The sequence below is a fragment of the Rahnella aquatilis CIP 78.65 = ATCC 33071 genome, from assembly GCF_000241955.1.
GTDB lineage: Bacteria > Pseudomonadota > Gammaproteobacteria > Enterobacterales > Enterobacteriaceae > Rahnella > Rahnella aquatilis.
In genome coordinates this window covers 24,566-47,467 of sequence record NC_016835.1, presented here as the reverse complement: position 1 = coordinate 47,467, position 22,902 = coordinate 24,566, and the positions used below count along the sequence as shown (strand labels likewise).

The following is a 22,902-nucleotide window of genomic DNA, read 5'->3' as shown; positions in this document are numbered from 1 at the left end:
ATCGCGGTGCCACATCGCTGCGGGTGCAAACCTAGTATTTTTGCTAACTACCGGGGGAGTCTGACTGCGGCTAACGTAAAGCCACAGGGGAAAAGACTCTCGCTCTGCACCAGAAACTGCCATTAAGAGGATTGTCATGCACCGTTACCGATTTTTGCTCTGGCGCCCGCTGCAACTGCTGCCGGTGTTGCTGGGGATAAGCATTCTGACTTTCGTGATGGTGCGTGCCATACCCGGCGATCCGGCGCGGATCCTGCTCGGGGTGCGCAGCACACCGGAAGCCATTGCCCGCATCCGGGTGCAGTACGGTTTGGACCTGCCGGTCTGGCAGCAATATCTCTATTTTCTGCGCAACCTGTTTCATGGCGAGATGGGCAAGTCACTGATTTACCGCGTGGATACGCTAAAGCTTATCATGTCGCGCATTGAACCCACGCTGTATCTGGTGCTCGGCAGCGTGGTGCTGGCGATGCTGTTCACCGTGCCGCTGGCGGCCGGGGCGGCGCGACATCGCGGGCGGCTGGCGGATCAGGTGATCCGCTTGCTCTCCACGATCGGCCTTGGATTACCGGCGTTCTGGCTGGCGATCATGATGATTTTGCTGTTCAGCCTGTCACTCGGCTGGTTTCCGGTGTCGGGCTATGGCAGCGACTTTGGTGAGCGGGTTCATCATCTGTTTCTGCCGTGCCTGACCGTTGCGCTGGCGCTGTCGGCGGTACTGACCCGTAACCTGCGCGCCAGTCTGCTGATGGAGTTACAGAATGATTACGTCACCGCCGCCCGTGCGCGGGGACAGAACGAAAACCGTATTTTCTGGCGACATGTGATGCCCAATTCACTGGTGCCGACAGTCAATCTGCTGGCAGTAAATATCGGCTGGCTGATTGGCAGCACGGTGGTGATTGAAAGTGTATTTGCCATTCCCGGGATGGGGCAACTGCTGGTGAAAGCCATTATCAGCCGCGATTACATGGTGGTACAGGGCGTGGTGCTGGTGTTTGCGCTGGCGACGGTCGCAGTGAATTTGCTGGCGGACTTACTGACTGTGGCGCTGGATCCGAGGGTGAAGCTATGAGCATGACCGGAAAGATTGCGACACAACGCATGGGATATTTTCATCTGCGCGGGTTGCCGCGTCAGCAGGCGTTGCGGCTGGGGATTGTGATGCTCAGTGTCTGGGTTCTGATTGCGCTGCTCAGCCCGTGGATCGCGCCGTTTGACCCGATCGCGCAGGATGCAACAGTGACACTGTCACCGCCATCATTCACCCATCCTTTCGGCACCGATAACTTTGGCCGCGACATTCTTTCCCGTGTGATGTGGGGTGCGCGGATTGATCTGCAAATCTGTCTGATTGGCGTCATTTTTCCGTTTACCTTCGGCACGCTGACCGGCGCGTTTGCGGGGTATCTCGGCGGTGCAGTGGACACCTTTTTCATGCGGGTGATAGACGTGGTGCTGGCGTTTCCTTTTCTGGTGCTGATGCTGTCGATTATTGCCATTCTCGGGCCGGGACTGGGCAGTTTTTATATCGCGATGGCCATGGTCGGCTGGGTATCGTATGCCCGTCTGGTGCGCTCGCAGGTGCTGACGCTGAAACACCGGGATTTTATTCTGGCCGCGCGCAGCCTGGGCTACAGCCATCCGCGTATCTTACTTTTGCATTTGCTGCCCAACGCGCTGACCAGTTCGCTGGTGTTCTCAATGTCCGACTGCGTGCTGGTGTTACTCAGCGGCGCGTCGGTGAGTTATCTCGGCCTCGGCGTTCAGCCGCCGGTGGCGGAATGGGGTGTGATGGTCGCCGAAGGCCAGAGCTTTATCACCACGGCGTGGTGGATAACGACCTTCCCTGGTTTAGCCATTGTGGTACTGGCGATGAGTTTCAGCCTGCTGGCGGACGGGCTGGGTGACAAACTGGGGGAACGGCCATGACGTTAATGCAGGTTTCCGGCCTGACCATTGAAGACCGGCAGGGTGTGGCGCTGGTGGACAGGCTTTCTCTGACATTGAATGCGGGGGATATTCTCGGACTGGTCGGCGAAAGCGGTTCCGGTAAAACGCTGAGTTGCCGTGCCATGATGCGCCTGCTGCCCGGTGAAGGGCTGCATATCCGCGCCGGGGAAATCCGCCTCAATGGCACCGATTTACTGACGCTGAACGATAAACGCATGACGGCCATTCGCGGGCGGGAGATCGGCATGATTTTCCAGAATCCGGCCAGTCATCTGAATCCGGTGATGACCATCGGCCAGCAGATTGCTGAAAGCCGCCGTCTGCATTTTGGGGCCAGCCGCCGTGAGGCACAGAGACAGGCGGTGGAACTGCTGCGTCAGGTCGGTATTCCGGACCCGCAGCGACGGGCAGATAACTACCCGCATGAGTTTTCCGGCGGCATGCGTCAGCGGGCAATGATCGCCGTGGCGCTGGCCTGCGAACCCAAAATGCTGATTGCCGATGAACCGACCACGGCGCTGGATGTCACCGTACAGATGCAGATTTTGCATCTGCTCCGCGATCTGCGTGACCGGCTGGGTATCGCCATCATTCTGATCACGCATGATCTGGGCGTGGTGGCACAAACCTGTGACCGCATCGCGGTGATGTATGGCGGACGTTTGTGTGAAACCGGCGACAAAAGGCCGGTCCTGGCACAAGCGCAGCATCCTTATACGCGCGGCCTGATTGACTGCCAGCCGGTCAGCGAGGGGGGCGCCGGACGGCTGATCACGTTACCCGGTCAGCCGCCGGTCGCGGCGCGATTCCCGTCCGGCTGCCGTTTTCATCCGCGCTGTACGCAGGCGACGGCGTTGTGCCGGGACAGCCAGCCCGCGATGCAAACGGGCAGTCATGCCACCGCCTGTCATCATCCGCTGATCCACGGGAGGGAGAATGAGTCATTTGCCTGATCTCAAGCCGCAGCCGTATCCGCTGCTGGAAGTGGAAGCCCTTTGCGTGACGTTTCCCGTCTCAGGTTTGGGTTTTACAAAGCGCCATGTTCAGGCCGTGAACGATGTGTCACTGCACATCCGCGCTGGCGAAACGCTGGGACTGGTCGGTGAATCGGGCAGCGGAAAAAGTACCCTTGGCCGCGCGATGTTGCAGCTGGAAAACGTCAGCGCCGGACGGGTTCGTTTTAACGGCCAGCTGATCACCGGGGGAATGAAACCTGACATTGCCCGTCTGCGTCAGCAAACCGCCATGATTTTTCAGGATCCGTTTTCCTCACTCAATCCGCGCCAGACGATTGGCGAAAGTATCGGCGAGGTGCTGCGGGTACACAGGAAAGTGACGAAAGCGGAGATTCCCGCGCGGATTAATACGCTGCTGACCCTGGTCGGGCTAAGCCCGGAACATGCCACACGCCGTCCGCAGGCATTGAGCGGCGGGCAATGTCAGCGCGCCGGTATTGCCCGTGCGCTGGCTATCGAACCGCGCCTGATCGTCGCCGATGAATGTGTTGCCGCGCTGGATGTGTCGATTCAGGCGCAGATCATCAATCTGCTGATGGATTTGCGTGAAAGTATGGGGCTGGCGATCCTGTTTATCGCGCATGATCTGGCGATTGTGCGCCGCCTGTGTGACCGCGTGGCGGTGATGTATCTCGGGCGTATTGTCGAGAGCGGGCCGACGCAAACGGTGTTTAACGCGCCGCGACATCCTTATACCGCCGCGCTGGTGGCGGCCATTCCTGAAATCGACCCCGACCGGCCGCTGCCGGAACATCCGTTACAGGGTGAACCACCCAGCCCGGTTTCGCTGCCTGCGGGCTGCGCTTTCCATCCACGCTGTGCCTTTGCGCTCCCTGAGTGCAGGCATGGCGCAGTACCTGAAACCCGGCATATTGCCGACCATGCCTTCGCCTGTGTTCTTGAAAATCACAAAAGCGACGGGATCAATCCGATGACTGAAGGAATGTTACATGAAACAAAAGCATTTTAACGTTGTGGCCGCCGGGGTGCTGCTGGCGTTGAGTCTGGTCAGCGAAGTGGCGCAGGCGGCGGGGGTGCTGACCATTGGTCGTCGTGAAGACAGCACCACATTTGACCCGATCAGGTCAGCGCAAAACGCCGATAACTGGGTGTTCTCCAATGTTTTTGATCCGCTGGTGCGCGTTGACAATACCGGCACCCAACTGCTGCCGGGTCTGGCGGAAAGCTGGACGATTTCGCCGGACGGTAAAACCTATACGCTGAAAATGCGCGACGCGAAATTTTCTGACGGCACGCCGGTGACTGCTTCTGATGCGGTGTTCAGCCTGACGCGTATCCGTGATGACGCCGGATCGCTGTGGAAGGATTCATACAGCATTATCGATACGCTGAAAGCCCCCGATGCCCATACGCTGGTTATCACCCTGAAAACGCCATCGGCGGCATTCCTTTCTCAACTGGCGCTGCCGAATGCCTCGGTGATTTCGCAACAGGCGCTGACCAGACAGGGTGCGGATGACTTTGCGGAACACCCGGTCGGTTCCGGCGCGTTCAGCGTGAAAGAGTGGACACGCGGCGAGAAAGTCGAACTGGTCAAAAACCCGTATTACTGGGACGCCGCGAAAGTGAAACTTGATGGCGTCGAGTGGCTGACGCTGCCGGATGACAATACCCGCATGCTGAAAGTGCAGGCCGGAGAAATTGACGCGGCGCTGTCGATCCCGTTCTCGCGCATTTCATCGCTGCAAAAAGACCCGAAACTGGCGGTCGAACTGGATACCTCCACCCGTGAAGATCACCTGCTGATCAACCATTCGCACGGTGACCTGGGCAAAGTGGAGGTGCGTCAGGCGCTGGACTTCGCCATCGATAAAAAAGCCATTATTGATACCGTGACGTTCGGTTACGGCAAAATCGCCAACTCCTACATCCCTGACGGGGCGCTGTATCATTACGCCGGTAACCTGCAACGCCCGTACGACCCTGAAAAAGCCAGACAACTGCTGGCGGCGGCAGGGGTGAAAAACCTGACCCTGAAATATCTGGTGAATGCCGGTGATGAGGTGGATGAACAGATTGCCGTACTGCTGCAACAGCAACTGGCAAAAGCCGGGATCACCGCCAACTTGCAGAAAGTGGATCCGAGCCAGAGCTGGGACATGTTAGTGGCGGGAGATTATGACATTTCGGTGATGTACTGGACTAACGACATTCTCGACCCGGATCAGAAAACTACCTTTACGCTGGGCCACGACTCGAACATGAATTACATGACGCGTTATCACAATGACAAAGTGAAAGCGCTGGTGGCCGCCGCGCGTGTGGAGATGGATCCGAAGAAGCGTGAACAGATGTACATCGATTTGCAGAAAATGGCGAAAGCCGACGTGAACTGGATTGATCTGTATTACAGCCCGTATCGCAACGTGACGCGTAAAAATATCAAAGATTTCCACCAGAATCCGTTAGGGCGTTTCACGCTTGAGGAGACGGTGAAAGAATAAGAAATCCTGCACCAGGGAGATAATAAGAAAGTTGAGACAAAAGTCTGTTTTGTGGTTTTTAGCCCGCTTCCGAGCGGGCTTTTTTCTTGCCGAAATCCGCTATTTCTGGATTTTGTCAGGCTGGTGCCGCAGAAATAAAAAAGGAGAAGATATAGCAGAGTCGTCTGCTAAACCCTCTCCCGATCTTCTTCATTTAATGACTTCTCATTCCCGCTGCAAACATCAGCAGATGAAACACCGATGCCACAACAAATAACGCCAGCACACTGCCGCCCCAGATGACGGCCATCCAGCCGACACGCTTCAAAAAGGGGGCTTTAGTGATGTTGCTGTCATCCATTTTTCTGATGAGATTCATAATGCGATTCCTCAGTGATAACCCTGATCCGGTGTGACTTTCCCGCGGAACACGTAGTAGCTCCAGAAGGTGTACACCAGAATGATCGGGATGATGAACAGGGCACCCACCAGAATGAAGCCCTGACTTTGCGGCGGTGAAGCGGCTTCCCAGATAGAGATAGACGGCGGAATGATATTCGGCCAGATGCTGATCCCCAGACCGGTATAACCGAGGAACACCAGCGCCAGCGTCAGCAGGAACGGCGCGTGATGCGCATTTTTGCTGATGGCACGGTACATCCACGCCGAGACCAGCACCACCAGCACCGGCACCGGCAGGAACCAGTAAAGGTTAGGGCGCGAGAACCAGCGGGTGGCGATATCGCTGTGGGTCAGCGGCGTCCACAGGCTGACGGCCAGTGTCACCAGCAGGAATACCATCAGCAGCGGTTTGGCGATTTTGTGCATCGCTTCCTGCAATTCGCCTTCGGTTTTCATAATCAGCCAGGTGCAGCCGAGCAGGGCATAAGCCACCACCAGCGCAAAACCACAGAACAGCGTGAACGGCGTCAGCCAGTCGAGCGCGCCACCAGCGTAAGTACGGTTCACCACCGGAATACCGTTGATCACCGCGCCCAGCACCACGCCCTGACAGAAGGTGGCGATGACTGATCCGCAGATGAAGGATTTATCCCACACGTGGCGTTTGGCCGGGCTGGCTTTGAAACGAAATTCAAACGCCACACCACGGAAGATCAGACCAAACAGCATCAGGGTCAGCGGGATAGTCAGCGCATCCAGAATCACCGAGTACGCCAGCGGGAATGCGCCATACAGTGCCGCACCGCCGAGCACCAGCCAGGTTTCGTTGCCGTCCCAGACCGGCGCGACGGTGTTCATCATCACGTCACGGTCATGCTCTTTTTTCACCAGCGGGAACAGCAGGCCGATACCCAGATCGAAGCCGTCCATCACGATATACATCATCACGCCGAAGATGATGATCAAAAACCAGATCAGCGGTAAGTCGATACCCATTATCAAGCTCCCTTATTTTCGTCGGTCAGTGATTCTGAAATCGCAGACAGCGGACGCGCAGGTGTGCGGTGCTGGCCGGGACCCCCGTGATCAACACTTTCACCTTCGTGCGCCTGCGGACCCTTGCGGATCAGACGCATCATGTAGCCGTAACCGACACCAAACACTGAGCAATAGATCACGATGAACAGGATCAGGCTGACGCTCATTTGCAGCACGTTATGGTTGGATACCGCGTCTTTAGTGCGCAGCAGGCCATAAACTACCCACGGCTGACGGCCCATTTCTGTGGTGATCCACCCCGCCAGCAACGCCAGCAGACCGGAAGGCCCCATCAGGAAAGCAAAGCGCAGGAACGCTTTAGAGGTATACATTTTGCCGCCACGACGCAGGATCAGGCTCAGTACCCCCAGCAAAATCATCAGCATGCCGAGACCGGCCATGATGCGGAAGGTGTAGAAGATAACCGAAGAGTTCGGACGGTCTTCTTTCGGGAAGGATTTCAGCGCCGGGATCTGATGCGTCAGGCTGTGCGTCAGGATCAGACTGCCCAGATACGGGATTTCAATCGCGTAGCGGGTTTCTTCACGGTTCATATCGGGGTAGCCGATCAATACCAGCGGGGACGGTTTGTTGTCTTTATTTTCCCAGTGGCCTTCGATGGCTGCGATTTTAGCCGGCTGATATTTCAGGGTATTCAGGCCATGTGCATCGCCAAGAAATGCCTGAATCGGAGACACGATCAGCGCCATCCACATGGCCATTGACAGCATGGTACGGATAGCTGGCGTATCGCGACCGCGCAGTAAATGCCATGCCGCGGCAGAACCGACGAAGAAGGCAGAAGCCAGGAACGCGGCGGTGGTCATGTGCATTAAGCGGAACGGGAAGGACGGGTTGAAGATAACCTTCATCCAGCTGACCGGCACCACCAGGTTGTTGACAATCTCGTAGCCCTGCGGGGTCTGCATCCAGCTGTTGGAGGCGAGGATCCAGAATGTCGACATCAATGTGCCGAGCGCCACCATGCAGGTCGAGAAGAAGTGCAGGCCAGGTCCGACGCGGTTCCAGCCGAACAGCATCACGCCGAGGAAACCGGCTTCAAGGAAGAACGCGGTTAACACTTCATACGTCAGCAGCGGACCGGTAATACTGCCCGCGAACGAGGAGAACATGCTCCAGTTAGTACCGAACTGGTAAGCCATCACCAGACCGGAGACCACGCCCATACCGAAGTTAACGGCAAAGATTTTCGACCAGAAATGATACAGGTCGCGATAAGCCTCTTTCTTTGTTTTCAGCCACATGCCTTCGAGAACAGCCAGAAAACTGGCAAGCCCGATAGTAATAGCGGGAAAAATGATATGAAAAGAGACGGTGAAGGCGAACTGGATCCGGGCCAGTTCTAGCGCATCAAGACCAAACATAACAACCTCTTTTTGTGTGTCAGGTTACCCTTCCAAACAGCAATGCCGGTACGGGAACCGGCGATGTCTGACATTCGCAGGTGAAGTCTTGAATGAAAGGGGGACTGCCAGGGTTTCGCGAGGAGCCGATTTAAGCACATCGCGCGAAGGGATGAACAGGGACGGTTCCGGGGGGGAATGAGTCGCTGAAACACTTTCAGGGGATTAAAAAGCTACAGGCAGGAAAACTAAATTCGCGGAAAAACGACGGGAAGAGAATTAACCATAAAAAATGAGAGGTCATGTTGTTGCATTGATCTGGATCAAAAAGTTTTGATGTTTTTCAAATGTAATTCCCCTGCATCCGGTAATGACCTGTTGTGTGCAAAATTGGTAACAAGAAAGTTAAATTTGCAGAAGTGGCAGCGCATTCTTATTTTTAATGCAATGTAAATTTATGTCATCGATTTTGGCCAAAAATGCAGCCGGAAGGTAATGCTTGTAGCATTTTTTTACATTTGAGCTGCGCTTTATCGGGGTGATCGACAAAAAAAGACGCCCGAAGGCGTCAGGGTAATAATCCTTCAATCAGTTCAAAAAAGAGCTCTTCGCCAAACGTCCGCTCTTGCGCCGTGAAAGGATTCGCGGGACGCCATGTCCAGTCTCTGTTCTCACCCGCGCGCATAAATAACCGGCACAGAACAGTGACCCGGCCTTGCGTGCAAAGGCTGGTTTCCACACAGCCCGTGACGCCTTGTCCGTATAAAAACACCGGTGTGAAGGTCACCTGGCTGTCTTCATAGGTCAGCCGGATGCCCGGAATGCTGAACGATTTCCCGCCAATCAGGCATTCAACCAGCGAGACGGTGGTGCTTTCGACCCGGATACCGGTGCCTTCCAGCCATTCTTCTATGTTTTCCTGCAACAGGGTGATCCGCTGCCGGAATTCGGCGATATCCGCCTGACCTTTATTTTCAAATGAGCCAGTGCGGGGCTGGCTGTCCTGTAGTTTTTTAAGGAACCGTTCTTTTGCTGACATACTTCCTCTGTATTTAAGATGGCCGACGTCATCACATTTTCTGATCACGTCGCCATATTCATTGGTCAGTTATCTGCCTGACCATTTTTACCGGCGGTCGCCGGTAAGGTTTGAGTAAGCAACACATACCGGTTCAGCAGCTGCGTGAACTGATTATCCAGTTGCATCATCAACTGCGGTGAAACATCCTTATTTTGCTGTTTGTCCTGCGCCAGTTTACGCAGCGATTCTTCTACCGGCGGTGAACCGTTGAGCGCCTGCTGGATGGCAAAAACGGAGGATTTTAGCTGCGAGACAGTCATATATTTACCGCGCTGCTCATCCAGCCCGTTGAGTTTGTCCGCCAGTTGTTGCAGCTGAGTATTGGCCTGTTGCCAGCCGCTGAGGTTTTCCAAAGGCACGGCATTGGCGTTCAGTTGCTGCGTCCAGCTTTTCGCCAGCGCAGCGGTCGCCGGATTATCAGGCCACAGTATCAGTGCCTGACTGACCAGATGTGACCCGGTATCCTGCGCCCAGCGCGGCGACAAGGTGGCGAGCTGGCGCGTTTGCTGCTGCATGGCGGCCAGATACGCCGGTGCCTCACGGTGCAGCATCTCAGCCTGCCGGTTCTTCAGCGTTTCCAGTGTCTGGGCATTCAGCGGTTTTGGCATTACCGGCAGCGTCGCCATCAGTTGTTCACCGGAGGGCGGATGATAAAACGCCGTGATAGCTGCGCAGACTCCGCCGCCAGCCAGCAACGTTGCCATGATTCCGGCGATAAACCCTTTCCATTGCACCGGATGCTTCACCGGCGCGGGTGGCGTAATCGTCACCTGTGGTTCGGCAGGCTCAGCCTGTGCAACATACACCCACTGCTCGCGGGCTTGCGTAGCCCATCTTTTTTCCGTGTTCTCTGTTGCCGCCGCAGGTAATACGATTGTCGTATCGCTGGCCGCGTGCATATTTTCCAGCCTCACGGCAGCACCGTGCATAAAACTGCTCAGTGCTTCCAGTTGGCTGACATGCTTCAGCTCCAGACGCTGCAAGACCTCGCACAGCGCATTGATCAGTTTTTCGGCCTGATAGATCTGCGACAGATCGTGATAATCCAGGGTCATGCTGCGCAATGTCTGTTGCAGACGCTGGCTCAGGCCGGAGAGTATTTCCATCCGCGCATGCACCGGCTGCGGCCACAGTCCCGGCCACTGCCGTGAAATCAATGCCTCGAGGATCGCCAGCCCTTCATTTAATCCTGACATACCCGTTAACCGCGTTCTGGCCTGTGTGTACCACGACGCCGTTTGCAGTTCGATACCGTTCTGCTGAAACAGGTTCAGACACAGTTGTTCCACCTTTTTCCAGTCCACATCCGGACGCGCCGGATGGGTTAATTTGCTCAGTTCTTCGCGTAAAACGGCGTAATCAGCCAGCGCACGCGGGTCACCCCCGGTGCGTAGCTGGCGGTTTATGTCTTGGGCCATCATTTTGTCTTACCTGAGAAAGCGTTATTCGGTGTTGAAGTTTGTGCACCCGACTGTCTGGGTGCACATTGACTAGCATTGTAAATTAATAATTATCCCCGCCTAAAAATGCGATACGTTCATTCGTCATTTTTGTCTGACAATCATAAGTATTAATCCTGTTTTGAATCGGCGTGGTTTCCATATCCGCATCAGATAATTTTCCGCATTTAAGCGCTTTATCATTCACCCAGGCTTGTTGTGATTTCTTCATGGATGTCTTAATCGAGTCCGGCAGGCTTTTCCAGATATCATTCAGATTTCGGTCGCTTCTTGCATAATTGTTTTTTGAGCTGGATAATTTTACGGTGAATTTAGAAGTGATGATGTAATCTTTATTCACTGCGAGCGTGGACATTTGATATAAAGAGTTCTGAATGTAATTAATTCTGTTTACAGATATATCCTTTTTGTTATCTGCCAGGCTGAGGCTGTAGGGATAATTACTCCACACAACCTTGCCATTATTCATTTTTCCATTATCTGAAATGATACCGGACAGATACTCCGGGTTGTTTTTTAACACTTCAAGGGTTTCTGGTGGAAGTTGTGCCGCTATTGTTGCACTACAGTTCAGCATTCCGTCGGTTGTGGATGTTGTTGAGACATTTGAAATCGTCATGGGTATTGAATCGATTTTACTCTGAAATTCCTGAATGTCCTTTTTATGAAATATCTCAGGGCTGGTAATGTAATCGTTCTGCAGTTTCGCTCCTGCTTCACTTTTGATGTAATCCTGAACAGCTTTGACAGCATCATTTCTACCACATTTGAAGTCTTCGCCTCCAAATAGCCCCGCTTGTGCGCTTAAAGAAAATAATGAGGCGGTAGTCAGTAAAAAAATACCTTTAAACATTTATAAAAACCCTTTGTTAATTAAATTGACCAGGCAATGCGTCTGGTTAGCTTTTCCATGCATATCATCTGTTTTGTTTAGAGGTTATTTCATGATTGTGGGTTACCCCTCCCGATTGCCATTAAATTTTAAAAATAGGGATTAAAATATTTTAAATTTGTCACACGTAATTCTGCTGTTTCATATGGCGCATCAGTACGCGGCCTTCCGGCATAAATTCGGTACCGAATCGCACTAAGCCAAGCTCTTTCAGCTCGGCGTCAATGGCATATTCAAGATGTCCGGGGCTGGACTGGGGCAATAAAATAACGTGCAACTTTTTGATGCGCGGCTCGTATTTCAGCAGGGTTTCTGACAAGACATCCAGCAGTGAATGTGCCGTACCGGGCATCCCCTGCAGGATTTTGCTCATGTCCGGCAGGCCGTAATCCGGCAGATGGCTGAGCGTGCCGGCACGACAGTTGAGAATACGCTGCATGTTGTCGAGCACGGAGAGGATCACCTGATTCTCTTCGCTGACGTTGTGCAGATCGAGGCCGCCGGCAAAATTGCCAGTGAGGATTTCATACAGAGAAGGGGATTTTGAGTTCATTCGCGTTTAAATTCCTTTTTAAGCACACAGAACAGCCGCGCGTGCAGGATCAATAGAAACCAATCCGGCGAGCAGTTTGTCCATTTCAAGTGTGAGTTTGGCTTTATCAGTATCGCCGCGCTGGAATTGCATTCTCAGCAGTTTGAGTCGTCGTGCTTTTACTTCAAACAGCAGGGCAGGCTCCCATTGTTTCAGCGTCAGGCGATTTCCTGTGCTGTCCAGTTCTCCAAGTAAGTGGAGTGCCATTTCATTTTTTCCATATTGTTCAGCAACACGAGCCATGAGCAGCCGTATTAGCCAACGTTGGCGAGGTGTAGTGATCCCCGGGCGAATCTGCAACCAATTGAGTGCAGCTTCTATACCTTCACTGTCTGCCTGCGCCAGTGCTTCGGTTTCAAGCTGAAGGACATCTTCATCGCCACTTGCAGAGACTGCATTGGGTTCAGATTGCCATCGTCCGTCATTGTCCTGAATATCACGTGTGATCCAGCCTGCGGTCACTTCGTCGGCAAAGGGGGTACCGTCACTGTAGGCGAGCGTTTCCAGTCCCGGTAAACGAAGCAACAATAAACGCAGATCCTGCTCGATGAATTCTGCCCAGCTATCATAAGGAGCCCCCGACTTGCTGAGCGCCTGGTGCAAATACCACTGGATATCCAGCCAGAAATGATTCACGCCTTCGGTAAACATTCGATCGGCGTTTTCCAATAATTCGGTCCAGCTTTGTTGCAAATACAGGCGCTTGAGTTGGGCACGATATTCAGTTCTTGGGGGGGCCAAGCGAGTACAACCCTTGGCATCCAGCGGAGGCAGTTGGTCGACAGTGTCCCAGCGTATCGTAGTCATCAACCTGTGCCCTGATAACCAGCCTTGTGGCTGGTCTCGCAGGTACTGAGCTAACGCCTTAGCCTGATCGAGTAACTCACGACCAGACTGTATTACCTTTAATGTCGGCATGTCCGGCGATAAGGAGCGCGAATCAGACGTCGCCTGACCGCCGCTGTTTTGCGGAACAACGGCATCGAAGCCACCAGACTGAGCCAGTCGGGATTCTAGGGCATCATAAAGTCCGCCCAACTGTGGTCGGTTTACGTCCTCCCATGATGTAATAACGTCTTCAAACAGTGTGAGTGCAGCCAAAATGCGTTCAAATTTTGGCTTATCGACTTCGGGATACAGCGACAGGCTGTCGAGAACTTTACTGCCTGCCAGCCACTCCATGGCAGCCCGCCGGCTATTTTTTCGTGATGGCAACAACTGGTCGCCATAGCGTGAGACCAGTCCGCTCAACAGTTCCAGCCCTTCGGCCAGACCCGATTCGCCGTCGCGATGCAATCGTGCCCAGAGATAATAAGTGGCTACCCTTACGTCTTTGCATACAGTGGTCAGTAATTTCTCCGCCAGTTGGCACACCAGTTCAGTATCCGCGCCTGAAAGCTTATTAACTTCTTCACGCATACGTTGAAAGTCATCGTCATAACCGGGATCTTCACCAGTTGCGTTATCGCTGCTAACCGGGTTTAGCCATTTTTCCCACAGTGCTGTTTGCACTTTGGCCTTTTGCATCAATATATCTGGGTTTTCCTGTGGGCATAGCGCTAACAGGGTGTGTAATGTGGCCATGAGACATTCCTTTTCGTTATGGCATTTAATGCGGCGGTACTGGAAAGTGAAAATTTATACAGGTTTAAAATTCCTAACCTGATGAAAAAAATAAATTAAGTAGCAAGAAATACACAAGCAAGAGGAGATTTAAAATATTCCAAATAATATTATTGTGGGTTGGGGCAGCTTTTTTTGCCAACCCTACATTAAACTCATAGCTATACAGCTGGGTTTTGCCGTATTCGGTGGCGAGCTTGATGTGCTCCTCACCGCGCCGGTTCTCCATCCGCAGCTTGTTATTGGACGGGGTGCGCAGAACGTTGCGGGTGTGGTTCCTTTCCGTCACGTGGTCAGGATGTTCGGAGTCGTGCAGCGCGGCGGCGATATACGGCCGGTCGGGGTCGCCTTTGATCGGGCTTTCCACCCGCGCCGGTATCGTGCCGCTGAGCTCCGGACGCGCCGGCGGTTCGGGGCGAAAACAAATCGTTTCGCGGTAGGCCATGCCCCAGATATTGAGGCGGAAGTGGTCGGTGCGCGAGCCTTTGGCGGCGATGCGGGTAATCAGGATACCGTCCGGCAGTTCGCTGAACGGGTGGTTCTGCGGCTCCAGCACCTGACCCGGCGCCAGCGGCGGCGTCCACGACCTCATCGGCCTCGCGGTAGGGGCCGGCGTACCGCTGGTCACCGGCATGCCTCCTACCAGAATACCTACCATCAGAGACCTTTCCCTTCTCTATTAATCACGACATGTTTGAGTCTCTCAGGAGACCCTATGTAATCACAGCTAGAGTTCTGTCATTAGCGGCAAAAATCCAAGGTCTAACAGTTTGATCTCAATATCATTAGATTTTGTAATATGTTCTTCATTTTCACCATCGAAGAGTTCCTCAGTTGAAACGATAATAGTTCCTCTTTGCCGCCCATTATCCATGACAGGAATAACTCTGGTTCTTTATTTTATTAATGTCGATTATTGAGTTGGAGGTTGTTGATATACTAGTAAAGACAATAATTATAATCCCTTCAGTAAAGGCAAAAATCCATCAGCAGCAAGCTCTATCTCTACATTATTAGCATGGGAGATGTGGAGAGGGTTTTTACCATCAAAAATCTCGCTTGAGATAATTATTGTTCCATTTATTTCTTTTCGCTGAATGACTTTAAATGCCGATCGGGCATGTTCTGATGAAATCAATTGTGGTAAAAACAGAATCCAACCAACCGCCAATCTATCTTCGAAAACAGATAATTCTTTTCTTCTATATTGTTCTGTATCTAGAAAAATATATTTGAATTTCCATTCGTCTAAAGATGTTAATTTATTAAATATATCAAGAAAAACATTAAAATCATTTAGTTTTGAAAGTGATTTAATTGTAAGTGAGAATGTATACCTGTCTTCAGATATTGCTTGGGTGTTTTTAAACCATAGCGTTAGTATACTATCATCTTCATTTTCATCAGCAAGTATGACACTAATACTATTATTTGATTTTATCATTTCATCGACATAGCTAAGTGCATCTTGGGATGTTTGACCATTTTCGATACCTTTGACACTCCCTTTGGGAGTCGCTATAAACCATAGCTTCGGTTTTTCACTCCAGTTTGGTAGTGTATTAATGAATTTAATCAATTCATTGAATATATTTTCCGATGTTACTTTGTTTTTTCTGTAAATTAAACCTTGTATTTTATAAAACATATTTACACCTATTGTTTGTTTGTGATTATTGTTCGGACATACTCGGTGGGCATTGGCTTATCAATTACTGAAATATCTAACCCTTCTTCTGCAAATTCTGAACGCGCATATCTGGCACTAATGGGTTGCATGAAATACCAATGTAAACGACCGGGTGGCATTCCCTTCAATGCACAAGAGTTTTGAGAACGCGCTTGCTTCAGGAAAAGTCCGTCAGTTCCTTTAGTTATGTTCATGAAAAATTTAAGCTCTTCATTCATATCAAAAAATTGATCGTAATTAGCTTTCGTCTCAATCAGCAGGCATTCTTTAGGTACAAAACCATCGAATGCAACCCCATATGTCCACTCCATTATTTTCATTACCTGAAAATGGATTGGGAGCTTACAGATGTAGAACTGATATGCAATGCTGATATCGGACCAGCCTTTAATATTCTGGAGTGTCACTTCACCCTGAGTATAGACGCACTGGTCACATCCTTCCTCACTTAACTCCTTGGTCAAACTAGCTGCTTCTTCCTTAACATTCTCCATTTCAGCCATATAGGCTAAATATTCCTGTCTATGGGCTTCAAGATCTGAAAGAATACCAACAACGCCCCCCAGACGTCCTCTGGTCCCGGGTATAGTCCCGGTGCGGCCAGCTGGGACTGGCATAGTTGCTCCAACATTACTCATTTTCAACTCCAGAATTTCTTTTTAAAAAGTTGCTCCTGATTTGCTGGTATTTTACATATTCACGTTCAGGACTTTCCGTACCATTTAAAATCCAGTTCTGCATCGTATTTGTTTTGTAAAAACCAGGTTCATAAGCATTCATTATTAAAAATTCTGTCTTTATCTTTTTATCAGTGAAGCCGTTCTCATTTACAAATTGCTCGGCATCAATAAGATGAAATTTTAACCCCCCATCATCGGCAAGGGAAGGAGAGTGCTTAATAATTATTTGGTGCAGACTGTTTATATAATTATTGCTTTCTAACTCCCTGAGGTTTGAAAGTTGCTCTGTAGATATTTTTACTACCATAATGTTTTTCTACCTGAAGAAAACTTCATTAGTCCCAAAAATACTTTCCCTTGGATTTTATATCGTAAGTTTCGCCATTCAGTGTCAAAAACCAGCATTCAATACCAGCAATAAGTTCCTCATAATCTTTTTCAGCCAAAAGAAGCTCGATATCTTTAAGGATTCGAGGGTCATAAAATCGAAATAATGCTCCACGCCCGTCCGGAAGCTGTAAATTTAAAAAAGGTTTAAAATGATTTACAACATTCTCCATAGTCCAGCAGGAAAGGAACCATGAAACTGATGGATATATGCACTCCAGCTGTTGCAATTTTTCACGATACTCAATGGTTGTATTCAATGAGAACAGCCAGGGGCCTGCAAACTGAATGCGAGAGTCAGGACCACTATCAAACAGAGGTGCAACGATCCCTTTCTCAGTTTTTATCTCTTCACCAAAGTGACGTTCATATTGCAGGCCATCTACCAAAGCGAAACCTCCACATTCAGGATGAGATATTAATTGATTCATCACGGCGGAATATGCGGCAGTGTTCATGATTCTCCCCTTATAACAAATGCATTGCCCGACATTGCCGCTTTCATCAGGCAACTGAGGCAAATTCCGCCACCGGTCATGGCGGCCAGTTCTGCCGCCATGGTATTCGCCACCGTCAGCACCGTGTGCGGCGTTTTCCTGAAATACTCACCCGCCGTGCCGTACTCGATTTTGCCGTCCTGCAGGATGAGGTAGCTGCCGCCGCCAATCAGCGTGATGCGCTTTTTCGCGCTGAACAGGATGTCGCCGTCCACCGCCGTGATGCTCACTTTTTTGCCCGCCGCAAGCGCCAGCCGGTTGTTCTGCGCCTGAACGTCGACCCTGCCTTCGCTGGCCTTCAGGCTCATCTCACCCTTCAGCGCAAAGAGGCCCATTTTCTCACCGGTGTTGACGGTCAGGTTCTTAATCACCCCGATATCCGCATTGTTACCGGCGTTCAGTATCATGTTTTTGGCGGCTGCCAGTTGCCAGTTGCAGATGCTCGCCGCTGGTCAGCGCCATGCCTTGTGGCGCGCTGGCCAGCACCACCTGATTTATCGGCTTCAGCCGTTCGCTGAACATGGCGATTTGCGCCGCGATGTCGGCCTCCAGCGCTTTGGCCTCCGCGGCGGCCTGGCTGAGGGCTTTCACCTGACCCTGCAGGTATTCGATTTCAGCCATCGCCGCGCGGTTATCCGGCACCTGGCCCTGCGCCTGCGGCTGGGCGTCCGCGCTGAGAAAGACGCCCTTACCGCCGCGCAGGGCGCCGTGTTCGTCGGTGCGCAGCTCAAAACCTTGCCCGCGCGGCGCGTTTTGCGCATCGACGATATGCCCGCTATTCAGCTGGGTTTTGCCGTATTCGGTGGCGAGCCTGATGTGCTCCTCACCGCGCCGGTCCTCCATCCGCAGCGTGTTATTTGACGGGGTGCGCAGGACGTTACGGGTGTGGTTCCTTTCCGTCACGTGGTCAGGATGTTCAGAGTCGTGCAGCGCGGCGGCGATATACGGCCGGTCGGGGTCGCCGCCGTCAAAGGCGATGGCCACGTCGGTGCCGTCGGTCAGCGGCATATGCCAGCCGTAGCCGTCACCGCCGTAGGGTTTGGCGAGGCGCACCCACAGGTACGCATAACCGGCATCGGCCGAGGCGCGGTCGCCGTCAATCCGTACGCGGTAACGCCCCTGATTATCCAGCCACGCATAGGTGTCGCCTTTGGCCGGGCTTTCCACCCGCGCCGGTATCGTGCCGCTGAGCACCGGCCGCGCCGGCGGTTCGGGGCGAAAGCCAATCGTTTCGCGGTAGGCCATGCCCCAGATATTGAGGCGGAAGTGGTCGGTGCGCGAGCCTTTGGCGACGATGCGGGTAATCAGGATGCCGTCCGGCAGGTCGCTGAACGGGTAGGCCTGCGGTTCCAGCACCTGACCCGGCGCCAGTCCGCTGCCGGTGGTGCGGGCAAAAATGCGGCACTGGTGATTCAGCTGACGTTCATGGCGGATGCGGGCGTAGAACGCGCCGGTTTCGGCGGCGGCGTCCATGTCTCCACCGGCCTCGCGGTAGGGTCGGGCGTACAGGTAGCTTTCGCCGGTCACCGGCGCGGCGCTGCGCACCTGCGCGCTGGTATCGAGCGGCGTGGTCGCCTCGCGGTAGTTGTAATCGCGTTTGAAGATTTTGCCGGTCACGGCGTTCCAGTGGATTTTCAGTCCCCAGACGCTTTCGGCGTGGGCGTCGCTCATCCCCGACGGCTCGCAGTACGGCAGGGTGACGCCAAACCGGTACTGCTCCGGCCCGTCGCCGAACAGCACTTTCTCACACGTCAGGCGGGTGTCCGCCTCAAAGCGGAACCAGATACCGACCTCGGCCAGAATACGTTTGATAAACTGCAGGTCGGTCTCGCCCCACTGGGTGATAAGCTCGCGGTCGGGGTAGGTGTGGCTGAGGCGAAACTCAAAATCCTGCCCCTCCAGCCCGTGTTTGCGCAGAATAAATTCCACCACTTCAGGCACCGACTGGTTCTGAAAAATAAAGCTGTTGGTGCTGTTTTCCAGCAGCCGCAGGCGCGGCACCAGCTCGAGGCGGTACAGGGTTTCATCGGCGGAGGTGGAGAGGCGCTGAAAGTCACGAATAACGCCGTACACGGCGCGTTCAGGCTGGAAAGGCGTGCCCATCGTGAAGCTGGCGAACTGGCGCAGCATCTGTGCGGCATCGATATCCGGTTCGGGGCAGGTGACGTCAACGGTGTAGGAAAAAGTCTCGCTGAGCTGTTCCTCGCCGCGAAAATTCAGCACGTCCAAAGCGTACGGGCTGTTCCAGATAGCAAGTGAGTAGCGGGACAAACCTGCCGCATCAGGGAGAAGATTTTTCAGGATATCAACCACAGAAACCTCCATTTAATCTTTGAGTGGTAACAACGTAAGCTGCCCGTTACTGAGTTCCAGCGTGCGGGGCTTGTCGGGATCAAACTCTTCCCGTTTCAGCACCACCCGCCAGGTGTCATGTTGTCGGTCCGGGTTGCGAAACAACGCCACCACCGCGACAAACTGCGCATCGGGTTCCATGGGCATATCCAGTGATACATCACCGCCCGGCATCACCAGCACTTCCTTAGAGGCCAGGGAATCGGCTTTTAACAGGTCGTCGGACTGAAGCAGCAGCTTTTCATAATCCGCGGCGTCAAAAGCTTTGCGATCTTTAAGCTGATAAACACGAACCATGGTGGCGAGCGATGACTGATCGCCTTCATCTGTGTTCATAGAAGTGCGCGGGGAAAAATCGAGATGCAGTGTTTTAATTTGCTTATAGAAAATCGCTTTGGTCACGCCTTTGGTGCCATCGACCACTTTCTGAGTCAGGCCACAGCCGCTAAGCAGAACCACGAGCAGAAACAGGCTGCCATACTGCCATCCTGTATGTGAGGGAATTATTTTTGCCATCAGGGCATCCTTTTTCTTCATTCGCAAAAAATATAGTGTCCCTGCAATGTCTTGATTGCAGGGTTAACGGAACCGGTATTCTCCCGACTCAGCGGGTAATAAGGGTTCCTCATGTACACCCTGATAGGTGCCGAGGCTGACGGTCAGACTTTGCGGCAGGCTGTCACGTTTGCTTTCCTGTAAACCCAGTACACCGGTGCGCCCGAGCTGTATCCGTCGGGACCCGCCGAGCCGGGGTTCCGGCAGCAAGCGGGTAGGGACGGTGAGTTGCAGACGGGCATTGCACCGGTAGCCGAGATATACCCGCATCAGCACGAGTAAATCGGTATGCAAATGGCCGCCGGGTAACCATCCTTCAGCTTCTTCAGGATCGGAGGTCATCAGACTCACCAGTACCCGGCTATTACCGTCCTTTCCTTTGCGACCCAGTACGCTGCGCTGTGCCAGCGCAATACGGTTTTCAGCGCAAAACCCGCTACGACTGCGCATTTCCACTGACACCGGGTCATGCCCCTGAATATAAGCCTGCGTCAGGGGTGCCAGCAGATTCACCAGCGCACGGATCCCTTCTGCCGTTCGTGTCGGCAAACGCATAGTGCTTAAAAGCGCAAGAAATCGGGAAATCGGCGTCGCGATATGTTTGGCCGTGCCGGGTATCCCCAGACCAATCAGACCGAGCAGGCACTGTGATGTCTCATCCGTTCCGCCAGCCTGGAAACTAGCGGGGTAGGCGTATTTACGCCAGATGCGATAGAACTGCGTCATCAGCCGGTGGTTGAAAATATCCAGAAAATGCTCAACGCTTTCGTATCCTTCCCGCCGTTGGCTGATATCGTCGAGATAGCCTGTGGGTAAGGGGGCATCTACCCCATAGAGCCCCATAAAGGTGGTACGAACGGTGGGTGTGGCGTGTACATGTTCCCGGTCGGCTTCAATGACGCGTATTTCACTGACAGGAAAACCCATGCCCGGATGCGGGCGAAAGCGTATTGGATCTGTTGCGGGAGTGCTGGTTGTACCGAGCAGCGGAGCATCCCCGCCAGCCTGTTCCAGAAGCTGACAAAACCGGTAAAAATTCAGGTAGGACGCCCGCGGACTCAGGGCATCGATCAGCCCGGTACGTGTTGGCTGTGATTCTCGTTCCATCTCAGGCGTTTTCCTGTCGGTTGCAACACCAGCGTAAGCTGGTTGAAAAGGTGAATATCGGCGTACAAGGCAAAGAAGCGGTGCAGCATTTCACCAAAGAGATTGACGTCCCCTTCACCCGCGAAGTTGTCTGTATTCAGGGTGATTTCAATATCGACACCGCGCAGCATGAACCCTTTTTCAAATCGCTGGATCAGGTGGTGTTCGACGGCAACAATCGCTTCGAGCCTGCGGCAGTTCATTTCATCATCGGTCCAGTCATACAGCGCCAGCGTGCCCCGCAGCACTTCGGGGTTATCCATCATGCTGAGGAAGCTTGAACCCAGGTGACTCATCACCCGCCAGTGGAAGCGATCATTGGCAGGCGGGTATACCGGCATGGTCGGCGTGGTGAGGTTGCGAACCTGTACCGGGACTTTGCCGGCTTTCACAACCCGGTTGAGCAGGGTACTTTCCAGTGCCTTACGTGGAAGCTGGCCGTTGGTGCCGGTAATACGCAGTGAAAGTGCTTCGCGTTGTTCAGCAAGCTGTTCTGCTTCAAAAGATTTACCGCCGAGAATTAACCATGTGTCATGAAGGCCGGAAGGCCCGCGCTTAACACGTGTGTGGAAATAGCGTTCGGGGGCATCATGACGCATCATGCCCCCGCGGTGACGGAAACTGGTGAAGGGCACGTAGTCGTGTTTGCCGTTTTTAACGGAACCGTGTACCTGATCAACACTGTAGATTTCTACGTGGCCATCCTGCATACGCAGTGGCCGCAAAAGATATTCATTCGCCAGCGGATCAATTTGCAGCGGGTCGGCTTCCAGTGAAAACAAGTTAATGACCGGAACGCAGTGTAACCGGAAGGTATCGGTATCAAACGGCAGGTCGTAAGGCCACAGCTCACTCAGGACAATATCGAGTTCGAACCATGTCGTTCCCGGTACCAAATGGACATTTTGCAGTCCGTTCAGCTCAACGAACATAAATTTAGGGCGGAAGGTAAAATATTCCAGTAACAACTGATAGCCACTGAACGCTGAGCTTCCTTTAGGCCACAGGCGTTCATTTTCTTCAAATCCCATGGGCTTGAACCAGCCGTCTATCGCACGGCGATCCTGACCCAACTCCGGCTGGCGGATATACATGGCCTGAACTTTGCGGGTCAGGGCCAGATGCAGAGCGCTGCTAACCGGACTGTCGGCATCGAGATAGATTGCCACGCGGCTTAAATCTATCTTTCGCCAGTCCGCCAGCGGACCGCAGTCAAAACGCAGGCGTACGGTTGAACGCCCGTCTGTTTCAGTATGCAACTTCGCCTGTGAAATATTGATCGGCATAAGTGGCATATCCCGCGTCACCTGATACTGGCAGCAGGTGTGTTTTTGCCCGACAGGCTGTGACAGGACAGAGAAGCCCCGGGGCACGATCTCCACCTGCTTGAGTTGCCGGTAATCAGGTTTCAATTCAACAATGGCCAGTGAAGGGATTGTCCGCATATAGTGTGGCCACAAGAGGCTGACCAGTCCCTCGGTGAGTTCCGGCAGGTCATCGTCCAGTTTCTCCCGCAGACGCCCCATCAGAAATGCGAAACCTTCAAATAAACGTTCAACGTACGGATCGCGCGCCCCGGACTTATCCAGGTTGAGCATCGCGGCCCGGTCGGGATGGGCATGGGCAAATTCGCGCCCGGCCTCGCGCAGGTAACGCATCTCAGCTTCGTAATAGCGCAGGGTTAAATCATCCATAAACAGATTCCTGACTGAAAATTTCAGTGGTGTTGA

At 52.9% G+C, this 22,902-nt stretch carries 20 protein-coding genes and 2 pseudogenes; 5 read left to right on the top strand and 17 right to left on the bottom strand.

Annotated features, from left to right (window positions below; translation table 11 throughout):
- Positions 1–136 precede the first annotated feature (136 nt).
- From RAHAQ2_RS22195 to RAHAQ2_RS22175, 5 genes are read left to right on the top strand one after another with little or no spacing between them, the layout of a single operon-like run.
- Positions 137–1,075: an ABC transporter permease gene (locus RAHAQ2_RS22195; protein ID WP_014341625.1), complete on the top strand. Its 939-nt coding sequence runs from the start codon at positions 137–139 to the stop codon at positions 1,073–1,075.
- Complete coding sequence (locus tag RAHAQ2_RS22190; protein ID WP_014341624.1) at positions 1,072–1,932, top strand: ABC transporter permease; 861 nt, start codon at positions 1,072–1,074, stop codon at positions 1,930–1,932. The genes RAHAQ2_RS22195 and RAHAQ2_RS22190 overlap by 4 nt, the downstream gene beginning before the upstream one ends.
- Positions 1,929–2,906, top strand: a complete 978-nt coding sequence (locus RAHAQ2_RS22185; protein WP_014341623.1) for an ABC transporter ATP-binding protein — start codon at positions 1,929–1,931, stop codon at positions 2,904–2,906. Before RAHAQ2_RS22190 ends, RAHAQ2_RS22185 begins: the two co-directional genes overlap by 4 nt.
- Positions 2,890–3,939, top strand: coding sequence for an ABC transporter ATP-binding protein (locus RAHAQ2_RS22180; protein ID WP_014341622.1), 1,050 nt, complete (start codon positions 2,890–2,892; stop codon positions 3,937–3,939). The genes RAHAQ2_RS22185 and RAHAQ2_RS22180 overlap by 17 nt, the downstream gene beginning before the upstream one ends.
- Complete coding sequence (locus RAHAQ2_RS22175) at positions 3,920–5,434, top strand: ABC transporter substrate-binding protein (RefSeq protein WP_014341621.1); 1,515 nt, start codon at positions 3,920–3,922, stop codon at positions 5,432–5,434. Before RAHAQ2_RS22180 ends, RAHAQ2_RS22175 begins: the two co-directional genes overlap by 20 nt.
- Before the next feature lie 193 nt (positions 5,435–5,627).
- Here the strand turns inward: RAHAQ2_RS22175 and RAHAQ2_RS25280 are convergent, their stop codons facing one another.
- The 17 genes and pseudogenes from RAHAQ2_RS25280 to tssF form a co-directional block, all read right to left on the bottom strand.
- A complete protein-coding gene (locus RAHAQ2_RS25280) occupies positions 5,628–5,792 on the bottom strand; it encodes a DUF2474 domain-containing protein (RefSeq protein WP_013577857.1) in 165 nt (54 codons plus the stop codon).
- Positions 5,793–5,803: 11 nt separating this feature from the next.
- On the bottom strand, positions 5,804–6,811 hold the full coding sequence (gene cydB / locus RAHAQ2_RS22170) for a cytochrome d ubiquinol oxidase subunit II (protein ID WP_014341620.1): 1,008 nt from the start codon (positions 6,809–6,811) through the stop codon (positions 5,804–5,806).
- A gap of 2 nt (positions 6,812–6,813) precedes the next feature.
- The gene (locus RAHAQ2_RS22165; RefSeq protein WP_014341619.1) at positions 6,814–8,238 is read right to left on the bottom strand and encodes a cytochrome ubiquinol oxidase subunit I; all 1,425 of its coding nucleotides are present in this window, start codon (positions 8,236–8,238) and stop codon (positions 6,814–6,816) included.
- Between the two features lie 547 nt (positions 8,239–8,785).
- Entirely contained in the window at positions 8,786–9,256 is a 471-nt protein-coding gene (locus RAHAQ2_RS22160; protein ID WP_014341618.1) for a hypothetical protein, read from the bottom strand.
- Between the two features lie 65 nt (positions 9,257–9,321).
- Positions 9,322–10,719 carry a VasL domain-containing protein gene (locus RAHAQ2_RS22155; protein ID WP_014341617.1) on the bottom strand — a complete coding sequence of 466 codons (1,398 nt, stop codon included), beginning with the start codon at positions 10,717–10,719 and terminating at the stop codon, positions 9,322–9,324.
- A gap of 82 nt (positions 10,720–10,801) precedes the next feature.
- The gene (locus RAHAQ2_RS22150) at positions 10,802–11,611 is read right to left on the bottom strand and encodes a lysozyme inhibitor LprI family protein (RefSeq protein WP_014341616.1); all 810 of its coding nucleotides are present in this window, start codon (positions 11,609–11,611) and stop codon (positions 10,802–10,804) included.
- Positions 11,612–11,771: 160 nt separating this feature from the next.
- Positions 11,772–12,203 carry a type VI secretion system baseplate subunit TssE gene (gene tssE / locus RAHAQ2_RS22145; RefSeq protein WP_014341615.1) on the bottom strand — a complete coding sequence of 144 codons (432 nt, stop codon included), beginning with the start codon at positions 12,201–12,203 and terminating at the stop codon, positions 11,772–11,774.
- An 18-nt stretch (positions 12,204–12,221) separates the two neighbouring features.
- Positions 12,222–13,826, bottom strand: coding sequence for a type VI secretion system protein TssA (gene tssA, locus RAHAQ2_RS22140; protein ID WP_014341614.1), 1,605 nt, complete (start codon positions 13,824–13,826; stop codon positions 12,222–12,224).
- Between the two features lie 199 nt (positions 13,827–14,025).
- Positions 14,026–14,319 (bottom strand): annotated as a pseudogene (locus RAHAQ2_RS22135) (type VI secretion system tip protein VgrG); the annotation flags it as partial.
- A gap of 501 nt (positions 14,320–14,820) precedes the next feature.
- Complete coding sequence (locus RAHAQ2_RS24705; protein ID WP_014341613.1) at positions 14,821–15,513, bottom strand: Imm52 family immunity protein; 693 nt, start codon at positions 15,511–15,513, stop codon at positions 14,821–14,823.
- A gap of 8 nt (positions 15,514–15,521) precedes the next feature.
- Positions 15,522–16,193, bottom strand: a complete 672-nt coding sequence (locus RAHAQ2_RS24700) for a restriction endonuclease fold toxin 5 domain-containing protein (RefSeq protein WP_014341612.1) — start codon at positions 16,191–16,193, stop codon at positions 15,522–15,524.
- Positions 16,186–16,542 carry a hypothetical protein gene (locus RAHAQ2_RS22120; RefSeq protein WP_014341611.1) on the bottom strand — a complete coding sequence of 119 codons (357 nt, stop codon included), beginning with the start codon at positions 16,540–16,542 and terminating at the stop codon, positions 16,186–16,188. The genes RAHAQ2_RS24700 and RAHAQ2_RS22120 overlap by 8 nt, the downstream gene beginning before the upstream one ends.
- Positions 16,543–16,570: 28 nt before the next feature.
- A complete protein-coding gene (locus RAHAQ2_RS22115) occupies positions 16,571–17,080 on the bottom strand; it encodes a DUF4123 domain-containing protein (RefSeq protein ID WP_049796160.1) in 510 nt (169 codons plus the stop codon).
- Positions 17,077–19,444 (bottom strand): annotated as a pseudogene (locus RAHAQ2_RS22110) (type VI secretion system Vgr family protein). The gene RAHAQ2_RS22115 and the pseudogene RAHAQ2_RS22110 overlap by 4 nt, the downstream one beginning before the upstream one ends.
- Positions 19,445–19,987, bottom strand: coding sequence for a type VI secretion system lipoprotein TssJ (gene tssJ, locus RAHAQ2_RS22105; RefSeq protein ID WP_014341608.1), 543 nt, complete (start codon positions 19,985–19,987; stop codon positions 19,445–19,447). It abuts the pseudogene before it with no gap.
- 63 nt (positions 19,988–20,050) lie between these two features.
- On the bottom strand, positions 20,051–21,133 hold the full coding sequence (gene tssG, locus RAHAQ2_RS22100) for a type VI secretion system baseplate subunit TssG (RefSeq protein ID WP_014341607.1): 1,083 nt from the start codon (positions 21,131–21,133) through the stop codon (positions 20,051–20,053).
- Positions 21,097–22,866 (bottom strand): type VI secretion system baseplate subunit TssF, encoded by a 1,770-nt coding sequence (tssF, locus tag RAHAQ2_RS22095; RefSeq protein ID WP_014341606.1) that lies wholly within the window; start codon positions 22,864–22,866, stop codon positions 21,097–21,099. Before tssF ends, tssG begins: the two co-directional genes overlap by 37 nt.
- Positions 22,867–22,902 lie beyond the last annotated feature (36 nt).

Coding starts and splice junctions, on each gene's coding strand:
- RAHAQ2_RS22195 (WP_014341625.1), top strand. CDS start 137: ATGCACCGTTACCGATTTTTGCTCTGGCGCCCGCTGCAACTGCTGCCG.
- RAHAQ2_RS22190 (WP_014341624.1), top strand. CDS start 1,072: ATGAGCATGACCGGAAAGATTGCGACACAACGCATGGGATATTTTCAT.
- RAHAQ2_RS22185 (WP_014341623.1), top strand. CDS start 1,929: ATGACGTTAATGCAGGTTTCCGGCCTGACCATTGAAGACCGGCAGGGT.
- RAHAQ2_RS22180 (WP_014341622.1), top strand. CDS start 2,890: ATGAGTCATTTGCCTGATCTCAAGCCGCAGCCGTATCCGCTGCTGGAA.
- RAHAQ2_RS22175 (WP_014341621.1), top strand. CDS start 3,920: ATGAAACAAAAGCATTTTAACGTTGTGGCCGCCGGGGTGCTGCTGGCG.
- RAHAQ2_RS25280 (WP_013577857.1), bottom strand. CDS start 5,792: ATGAATCTCATCAGAAAAATGGATGACAGCAACATCACTAAAGCCCCC.
- cydB (WP_014341620.1), bottom strand. CDS start 6,811: ATGGGTATCGACTTACCGCTGATCTGGTTTTTGATCATCATCTTCGGC.
- RAHAQ2_RS22165 (WP_014341619.1), bottom strand. CDS start 8,238: ATGTTTGGTCTTGATGCGCTAGAACTGGCCCGGATCCAGTTCGCCTTC.
- RAHAQ2_RS22160 (WP_014341618.1), bottom strand. CDS start 9,256: ATGTCAGCAAAAGAACGGTTCCTTAAAAAACTACAGGACAGCCAGCCC.
- RAHAQ2_RS22155 (WP_014341617.1), bottom strand. CDS start 10,719: ATGATGGCCCAAGACATAAACCGCCAGCTACGCACCGGGGGTGACCCG.
- RAHAQ2_RS22150 (WP_014341616.1), bottom strand. CDS start 11,611: ATGTTTAAAGGTATTTTTTTACTGACTACCGCCTCATTATTTTCTTTA.
- tssE (WP_014341615.1), bottom strand. CDS start 12,203: ATGAACTCAAAATCCCCTTCTCTGTATGAAATCCTCACTGGCAATTTT.
- tssA (WP_014341614.1), bottom strand. CDS start 13,826: ATGGCCACATTACACACCCTGTTAGCGCTATGCCCACAGGAAAACCCA.
- RAHAQ2_RS24705 (WP_014341613.1), bottom strand. CDS start 15,513: ATGTTTTATAAAATACAAGGTTTAATTTACAGAAAAAACAAAGTAACA.
- RAHAQ2_RS24700 (WP_014341612.1), bottom strand. CDS start 16,193: ATGAGTAATGTTGGAGCAACTATGCCAGTCCCAGCTGGCCGCACCGGG.
- RAHAQ2_RS22120 (WP_014341611.1), bottom strand. CDS start 16,542: ATGGTAGTAAAAATATCTACAGAGCAACTTTCAAACCTCAGGGAGTTA.
- RAHAQ2_RS22115 (WP_049796160.1), bottom strand. CDS start 17,080: ATGAACACTGCCGCATATTCCGCCGTGATGAATCAATTAATATCTCAT.
- tssJ (WP_014341608.1), bottom strand. CDS start 19,987: ATGGCAAAAATAATTCCCTCACATACAGGATGGCAGTATGGCAGCCTG.
- tssG (WP_014341607.1), bottom strand. CDS start 21,133: ATGGAACGAGAATCACAGCCAACACGTACCGGGCTGATCGATGCCCTG.
- tssF (WP_014341606.1), bottom strand. CDS start 22,866: ATGGATGATTTAACCCTGCGCTATTACGAAGCTGAGATGCGTTACCTG.